The sequence below is a fragment of the Plectonema radiosum NIES-515 genome (assembly GCF_025753815.1).
Taxonomy (GTDB): Bacteria; Cyanobacteriota; Cyanobacteriia; order Cyanobacteriales; family Nostocaceae; genus Hassallia; species Hassallia radiosum_A.
On record NZ_JAOWRF010000363.1, the window covers coordinates 1 to 7,707 of the forward strand.

Annotated in this window: 8 protein-coding genes; 2 read left to right on the top strand and 6 right to left on the bottom strand. The window is 42.0% G+C overall.

Annotated features, from left to right (window positions below; translation table 11 throughout):
* Nucleotides 1-63: 63 nt before the first annotated feature.
* The 5 genes from OGM63_RS25510 to OGM63_RS25530 all read right to left on the bottom strand — a co-directional run bounded on the left by OGM63_RS25510 (nucleotide 64) and on the right by OGM63_RS25530 (nucleotide 5,821).
* Nucleotides 64-381, bottom strand: a complete 318-nt coding sequence (locus OGM63_RS25510; RefSeq protein ID WP_263748509.1) for a hypothetical protein — start codon at nucleotides 379-381, stop codon at nucleotides 64-66.
* Nucleotides 382-607: 226 nt separating this feature from the next.
* Nucleotides 608-1,642: a PstS family phosphate ABC transporter substrate-binding protein gene (locus OGM63_RS25515; protein WP_263748510.1), complete on the bottom strand. Its 1,035-nt coding sequence runs from the start codon at nucleotides 1,640-1,642 to the stop codon at nucleotides 608-610.
* Between the two features lie 94 nt (nucleotides 1,643-1,736).
* Entirely contained in the window at nucleotides 1,737-3,134 is a 1,398-nt protein-coding gene (locus OGM63_RS25520) for an ABC transporter substrate-binding protein (RefSeq protein WP_263748511.1), read from the bottom strand.
* A 28-nt stretch (nucleotides 3,135-3,162) separates the two neighbouring features.
* Complete coding sequence (locus OGM63_RS25525) at nucleotides 3,163-4,566, bottom strand: serine/threonine-protein kinase (protein WP_263748512.1); 1,404 nt, start codon at nucleotides 4,564-4,566, stop codon at nucleotides 3,163-3,165.
* A 244-nt stretch (nucleotides 4,567-4,810) separates the two neighbouring features.
* On the bottom strand, nucleotides 4,811-5,821 hold the full coding sequence (locus OGM63_RS25530) for a LysR family transcriptional regulator (RefSeq protein ID WP_263748513.1): 1,011 nt from the start codon (nucleotides 5,819-5,821) through the stop codon (nucleotides 4,811-4,813).
* 224 nt (nucleotides 5,822-6,045) lie between these two features.
* Between OGM63_RS25530 and OGM63_RS25535 the strand changes: the two genes are divergently transcribed.
* Both OGM63_RS25535 and OGM63_RS25540 read left to right on the top strand, forming a co-directional pair.
* Nucleotides 6,046-6,765 carry an NnrU family protein gene (locus OGM63_RS25535; RefSeq protein ID WP_263748516.1) on the top strand — a complete coding sequence of 240 codons (720 nt, stop codon included), beginning with the start codon at nucleotides 6,046-6,048 and terminating at the stop codon, nucleotides 6,763-6,765.
* Between the two features lie 407 nt (nucleotides 6,766-7,172).
* Nucleotides 7,173-7,559 carry a thioredoxin family protein gene (locus OGM63_RS25540; RefSeq protein ID WP_263748514.1) on the top strand — a complete coding sequence of 129 codons (387 nt, stop codon included), beginning with the start codon at nucleotides 7,173-7,175 and terminating at the stop codon, nucleotides 7,557-7,559.
* Here OGM63_RS25540 and OGM63_RS25545 read toward each other — a convergent pair.
* Nucleotides 7,514-7,707 (bottom strand): hypothetical protein (locus OGM63_RS25545; RefSeq protein WP_263748515.1); only part of this gene is annotated, 194 nt, incomplete at its 5' end. The genes OGM63_RS25540 and OGM63_RS25545 overlap by 46 nt on opposite strands.

The following is a 7,707-nucleotide window of genomic DNA, read 5'->3' on the forward strand; positions in this document are numbered from 1 at the left end:
TGGGACTGACATATTTTTTTGACATTTGGTAGTTTTAATCTTTGTTAATTAATACTACCACGCCTATTTGTCGTTTTCCGGAATATTCCGGAAAATAGTAGTTATTTGCGGTTCTATCTTTAACAGTCGAATCGGTGCCCACGAGGTACTGCCCCCGTATGTGAATAATCCTGTAGGCACATTCTCCACAGAAGCGAAATTGTTGCCGCTTGGTTGCTTTGTCTTTCTACTATCATCAGCAGAATTTTTCGACTGAGAATCTGTAGATTTACCCAAGTCAAAACCAGATTTTTTTGTAAACCACCATATACCACCACCTATTAGCCCAACTGTAATCAAAAGGGATAATACTAGAACTGGTGTTTCATTTTTTTGGGACATAGCAAATTACCTTCTGGTTTGGTTGAAAGGGGAAAGGAAAAAAGGGTAAAGGGACGGAGAAGAAGAAACAAAGCAATTAACTTTTTTCTTATATGACCCCCTGTACAGGTTTAAAACCCCTTTCCCCCTTACCTTTTTCCCTTAGAGCGTGAACGCGCATTTCAATTAAATATAAGTAAGTGCTTAATAAATACTTGCTACTTGAGAGTGTAGTTGCATTCTTTTATCAGCGAATCGTGACAAATCCAGCTTTTGTAATTAATTCTTGACCTTGATCCGTTTGGAGAAAGTTAACGTAGGCAACACCTGCTTGCTGATCGCTTTGACCATTTTGCTTAACAATCACAAATAACCGTCTGGTGATGGGGTATTCACCACTTTGAAAGGTAACTGCATTTATTTGGTTACGCTGTATTGGACATTGTTCAAGGGGAATGAAAGGCTCTTTGTAAGGGGGAACCAGTTGATCTGATTTACGTCCCAGTGGCAAGGGTTTAACAGTACATTGTCCGACTATTTCTGGGGCAGAGGCATAGTAAATGCCACCTGGATTTTTAGCTAATTCTTGTAAAGCTTGAGTTGTTGTGGGGATAAATTGCACATTTGCGGCAAATTTTTCTTTTTCTAAGACATTTTCCTCAAAAAATTGGATAGTGCCTCCGTCTTCAAGATGCCGTGAGTACGGTATTATTACTAATTCTGGACCCCCTACCTGCTGCCAGTTAGTAATTTTGCCAGTGTAAATGCCTTTTAGCTGGGCGAGGGTTAAACCAGGGATATTAAGATTGGGATTAACTGCGATCGCAATGCCATCAATCGCCACCGGGATTTCTTTTAGGGTAATATTCAGCTGTTGCGCTTGTTGGTATTCCTCTGGTTTAATTGAACGAGAAGACTCAGAAAAAGCCAATTGGTTATTCAACAACATCTTGATCCCAGAAGTAGTACCAGGGGCACCGGTGGTGGGATCTGTGTAGCGTAGTCGAAATTGCGGTTGGGCAGTTTGAATCAGTGGGTCAACTTCTCTGCGGATCGGTGCCCAAGTTGTGCTACCTCCATAGCTAAATAATCCAGAGGGAACCTTTGGCACTTTGGCAAAAGTGTCCCCTTTTGATACGACCTGCGAGGATGGATTATTGGTAATATTATTGATAGCACCATTCTTAGCTAACCACCAAAACACACCCCCCACCAATCCGAGTGTGATCGTTAGAGCTAAAACTAAAACTGTTGTTTCATTAGCTTCGTTTTTTTCCGACATAATCGTTTATTTGATTTTTGTCCATAAACGCAATTTGACATTTTACTGATGGTTATAGGTTAACGATTGGTTAATTTTTATTTTTTATTGCAGATTATGGTATTGGTACAAAGTCATAGCCAGTACGAGAACGAGTACCGGGAGCGATTTTTACAAGTTGAACTGAGGCATTGCGATCGCCTGATCCTAAAAACCGAATCGCTCCAGTTGCACCGGTTGCAGAAAAGTTAGATGAGATAAGTGCTTGCTGTACCCCCTCCCGTGTGGGATTAAGCTCTATAGCGGCAATCAAGGCTTTTGTAGCGTCATATGATAAAGCAGTTCGCCAACTCACATCAGCACCCCACAATTGCCGCGATTTTTGAGGAAAGCTTGAAGAAGAATTGCCATCAATATGCCAGGGAACCGCTACCACCATTCCCACAGCTTTTTCACGTCCAAGTTCTAAAGTTTTCAACATGTAAACATCATCTCCCCCCAACAAAGCTAACCGTTTATCGTTAACTTGAACGACTTGCAGCGCTTTGTCGAGAGTATTAGCGTTAGAAGCTAACATCAAAACTTCTGCACCTTGCTTAGTCGCTTGTTCTACACTTATAGCCGCACTAAAAGTTGCTTGGGACAAATCAAATTCATTCGATACTTGTCCACCTTCTAAAGACACAGATGAGACAAACTCAGATTTGAGTGATTGGCTGTAGTTACTCTGGGAATTGAAAAAAACCGCTGCATTTTTTTTCTGCAACTTCTTTACCATATAGTTGGCTAAACTTCTGGCAGCGATAAAATCACTGGGAACTGTACGAAAAACGTAGTGGCTAAAGTTGGAAATCTTAACAGAAGTACTCGTGGGAGTAATCGCTACAAGTTTTCCAGAAGTATAGACAGTACCTGCGGCTAAAGTTGCATCGCTGGTATTAGGACCAATGACACCTAATACTTCTTGATTTTTGACTAAGGTTGTGGCGATTTGCTTGGATATTTCGGGATTATCATCATCGTTGGCAATTCCTACCTTCAACCTCACTCCCTTAATGCCTCCAGAGGCATTTATTTCATTTTGAGCCTGAGCGATACCGCGTAAAATTTCTAAAGAAGCATTTGGATCGCTACCAATGGGTAAAGATGTTGCAATCGTGTAGCTTTTTGCAGAGCCAATTCGGGCATTATTAAGAAATATTAGCGCTTCTGGGTCGTTAGGTTTTTGTTTGAGAGATGCTGTCAAAGGAGCGATCGCTTGTGTCAAACTTCCGGCAGCGATCGCTTCTACACCTTCTTTTTTAGCTGGGGCTATTTCCCCTGCTATTAAAGTTTTTTCCCCAAAACTAATTCGGTCTTTAATTGATTGTTGATTATTCTTTGACTGCGAATTAATATTAGGTTGATTTTGTGATATAATACTGTCTTTAAATAACCACAAACCACCGCCGACAACTCCCAGTGTGATTAATAGAGCCAAAACAAGAACAGTAGTTTCGTTCTTTTGGGACATAAAAATTTTTTAAACTAGTTAACTGTATTTAAAATATCAGAGATAATAATTTATATATCAAACGAAATATTGCTGTAACTGCAATGGCTATTAAGCCGGCTGCAACTGATAAAATTATCACTTGCCCAGAACTGATAAAAGCATGTAAAAAGGGTACAAAATAGATAAGCGCAAAAGTAATTACAGCAATAATTAACAAATCAAGTTTTTCAATCCATCGTCGTGTTTGGGCAAAAATCAGCATCCCTAAAATTACGGCGGAAACAGTTAAAGTGATTATTGGCGATTTGAGTAGACTTAAAAGAGCGATCGCGATCAATGCACCCTCAAACCCACTAAACGCTGCACCACCTAACAACTCAATTGTCGAAAATGCGGGTTTAGCTGGTGGGGGAACAATAGGTGCTTGTGGTGGTTGTGTTTGCGACGATAACTTGGCTACAGATGCTTTGTGGGGATGTAGTTGTGTCGGGGGTATAGAAAGTGAATCTAACGCCGAAATAACCTCTTGTGCCGACTGAAAGCGTTGATTGGCAGCCGGCAATAGCATTCTATCTAAAATATCAGCCAAGCCGGAATTGATAGATACGTGCATTCGCCATTGCCACTGGTTGCTATAACCATCAAATAGCTGAATCGCTTCCTTCTTTGTCAGTAAGGTCAGAATTGTTACTGCTAAAGCATATAAATCTGTAGACGGATATACTTGACCTCCAGACATTTGCTCAGGAGGTGCAAATCCCATAGAATATATTCCAGTAGAAGAACCACCAAAGCCAGTTGGGGCATTTGTTACCTGCTTAACTGCGCCAAAATCTAGCAAGTATAATTTGCCGAGGCGATCGCGCATAATGTTAGAGGGTTTGATATCCCGATGGATAATGCCTTGATTGTGGACAAACTTCAGCACCTTGAGTATTTCTCGCAGCACTTCTAGGGCTTCTTCTTCAGTGAATGTACCTCTGGGAGCTAATTCTTCCTCTAAATTTTGTCCATCAATAAATTCTTGTACCAGATAAAAAAATTGCTCTGGCTGTTCTGATTGCCAGCTTTTAACTGTTATTTCAAAATAAGCAAATAAGTCAGGAATTTGCTCGTTTTGGTTGCCTATCTGCGCTAAAACATCTGCTTCTCGTTCAAACAACTGTTGTGCTAGTTGCAGTTGAATTGAAGTTAAATTTCCCGCAGGTTGGAATTGCTTAACTACACATTGACGCATTCCCGGAATTCGGCGATCGCGTGCCAAAAAAGCGGCTCCAAACCCTCCTCTACCCAGCAACTTCAGCGGTACATATCGTCCATCGAGTAACAGCGGCATTCCACAAGTGGTGCAGTATTTTTGCTGTATTGTTTTCAAAGTTATGTTATCGTCTAAATCCGTAAAATAATTTTTTGGGCGGGGGCAGCGTGGACGAGTGCAGTAAACTTCCATTTGTTTGGTTTGTTGTCAATAGTCACTCATTCAATAGTCACTCATTCAATAGTCAAGCATATATTTATTAGTGAATATTTACTTGGAAAACGACACAGTAATTGCGGTGGAAATCATCCACTTAAGGGTTCCGCCACTACCTTTGATAGTAGTTTTTGCTATTGCGGACTTTTCTTGAATCTTGACAGTTGAATGAGTGACTTTTGAATGAGTGACCCTTGAATGAGTGACTCTTGACAAAATCTTAGCTTTTATCAGAGCTTGGCATCGCTACATCCAATGTACTGACGACTATGTTTTTTGGTGATGATTTTAACACATCTTGATTCCATCCTGGGGTAGCGAACTGAGGCAAAATTTCTCGGCTAAAGGCTTCAGCTGCCTTTGATCTATACCGATTGGGATTAAAAATTAGCCACAGTGTCCGCTTGACAACAACCCCTTCAATTGGGGCACGGTGCAGCACACCCATTTGTAATTCTTTAGCGATCGCACTAGTCGAAACAAAGGCAGCCCCCAAGCCAGATTGCACCGCATTTTTAATTGCTTCTATGGAATTGAGTTCCATTTCAAATTTAAAACGCCTTGCATCGATGTCGCAGCGTGCTAGCACTTGATCGATTACCTTGCGAATAGTAGATTGAGAATCGAGAGCAATGAATTGTAATTTATACAGGTCTTCTTTTTGAATCGTTTCTAGTTTGGCAAAAGGATGAAACACAGGTAAAATCAGCGCTAGCTCATCCTCGGCGTAAGGAAGAATTTCCAAAGATTCTGACAGTTCGCCGGGAATCTCACCGCCGATGATTGCCAAATCTACCTGTCCGTTAGCGACACTCCAGGCTGTCCGACGGGTAGAGTGGACATGCAATTGCACTGCCACATCTGAATATTTTTGTCGGAACATGCCAATCATTCTCGGCAGCAGATAGGTGCCAGTAGTTTGAGAAGCACCGACAATTAAAGTTCCCCCTTGGAGATTTTGTAAATCTTCGATAGCGCGGCAAGTTTCTTGACATAGGGTGAGAATTTTTTCACCGTAACTCAGAAGTAAGTGCCCTGCCTCGGTTAATTGTGCGCGACGTCCTCCCCGGTCGAATAAAGGTACATCTAGTTGCCGTTCTAGGTTTTGAACTTGTAAACTTACAGCGGGCTGAGAGACGTAGAGGCTATCAGCGGCACGCTTGAAGCTTCCTTCTACGGCGATCGCTTTGAGAATACGCAATTGATCTAAAGTGAAAGGAAGGTCAGACATAAGGCTAAACCCACAAAACGCATGAGCATGAGGAGCGGTTGCAGCAAAAAATTAGCACTTCACCTTTTGAATTTGGCGAATGCAATTTATTGCATCTTAAACTTGGAGCGTTAATCGAAAAAGACAGTACCACAACATCTTGACGAAAGTCCCCTTTTGAATACTTTGTGGTATTGGTTGTACTTAATGGGCGTTTTCTTTAAATTACTTCACCTATGTATATGATGTTGAGCACTTGGTTAACCAACAGTCATTTTGTCATGCTGGGGTTACAAATAGTTTTTGCGATCGCCCACAGTGGAGGAGCAGCCTTGCGTCCGTGGGCAGAAAAACAAATTGGACCAAGGCTCTATCGCGTTTTCTTTGCCTTACTCAGCTTGCCTTTAGCTGTAATTTTAATCGTTTACTTTATTAACCACCGTTATGATGGCTGGCAACTTTGGCAAGTCCAAGGTGTACCCGGAGTCAAGGCAGTAGTTTGGGTGCTTTCAGCGATTTCGTTTTTGTTTTTGTATCCAGCTACATTCAATCTACTAGAAATTGCTGCGATTCAAAAGCCCTCGGTCCACCTCTACGAAACCGGCATTATTCGGATTACCCGTCATCCGCAGATGGTGGGGCAGATAATTTGGTGTGTCGCTCATACCCTTTGGCTTGGTACTACGTTTACTTTTGTAACCTCAGTGGGGTTAGTGCTCCACCACTTATTTGGAGTTTGGCATGGCGATCGCCGTTTGATATCGCGTTACGGTGAAGCCTTTGAAATGGTCAAACAGCGGACTTCAATTATTCCTTTTCTAGCTCTTCTCGATCGCCGTCAATCTCTTAAATGGCAAGAATTTCTCCGCCCTGCTTACCTGGGAGTCGCGGCTTTTATCGGTCTACTTTGGTGGTCACACCCCCTATTGATTCAAGCAACTAGTAAGGTACAATGGTTATTTTAGGTAGACCCCAATAGCAATACCCAGCAATTGAAAGTAAATAGATGAAGATTTCATCTTCTCAATTGCTAGCCAATTCCCTGTGGGATTGGTAGAAGTGCAACTGTCAGTGGGGGACGCGATCGTCGAGAGCGAGAGAGCGAGATTGGTAATTGCCAGTCAATTACCATCATTAGAAACTAGATGACAAAACAGTTTAAAATCTCTCCCCAGAGGCAGTCAGGAGTTGAAAATCTAAAAAAGCCACCGTGAAACTCGCGCTGGCTTTTTTATCAGCGCCACAATAAACGCGCTTGTTTTTTGCATAATTATTTGTGCCCTGGAACAGTCTATTTGCAGAAACTTAGGCTTGCCAAATCTTTCTGCTGATGGCTAGTTTGATATAAAAACCCTGTAATTTTAGAGGCATCATGGTGTTGTTGGTTAGTGAGCGGACATTTAATCAAGAAGTTTTAGAATCTCCAATTCCTGTTTTAGTAAATTTTGAAGCGCCTTGGTGCGGCTTATGTCGTGTAATCCAGCCGCTGTTGTTGCAGTTTAAAACTCAATGTGGTGAAGAAATAAAATTGGTTGGAGTTAACGCCGATCAAAATTTTAAACTTTCTACCACTTATCGACTAAAATCACTGCCAACCTTACTGTTGATTGAAAATGGTATCGTCCGGGAGCGTTTAGACTGTTTTCGTGGACGAGACGATTTACGCCAAGCGCTAGAAGAAATCAAAGTTAGTTATACCAATCGCCCAAAAACCTACAGCACCGCAAAAACAGCCGACTTAGGCTGTCGGACAGCATAAAGACTGAGGACAAGGAGGACGAGGAGGACAAGGAGGACAAGGAGGACAAGGAGGACAAGGAGGACAAGGAGGACAAGGAGGACAAGGAGGACAAGGAGGACAAGGAGGACAAGGAGGACAAGGAGGACAAGGAGGACAAGGAGGACAA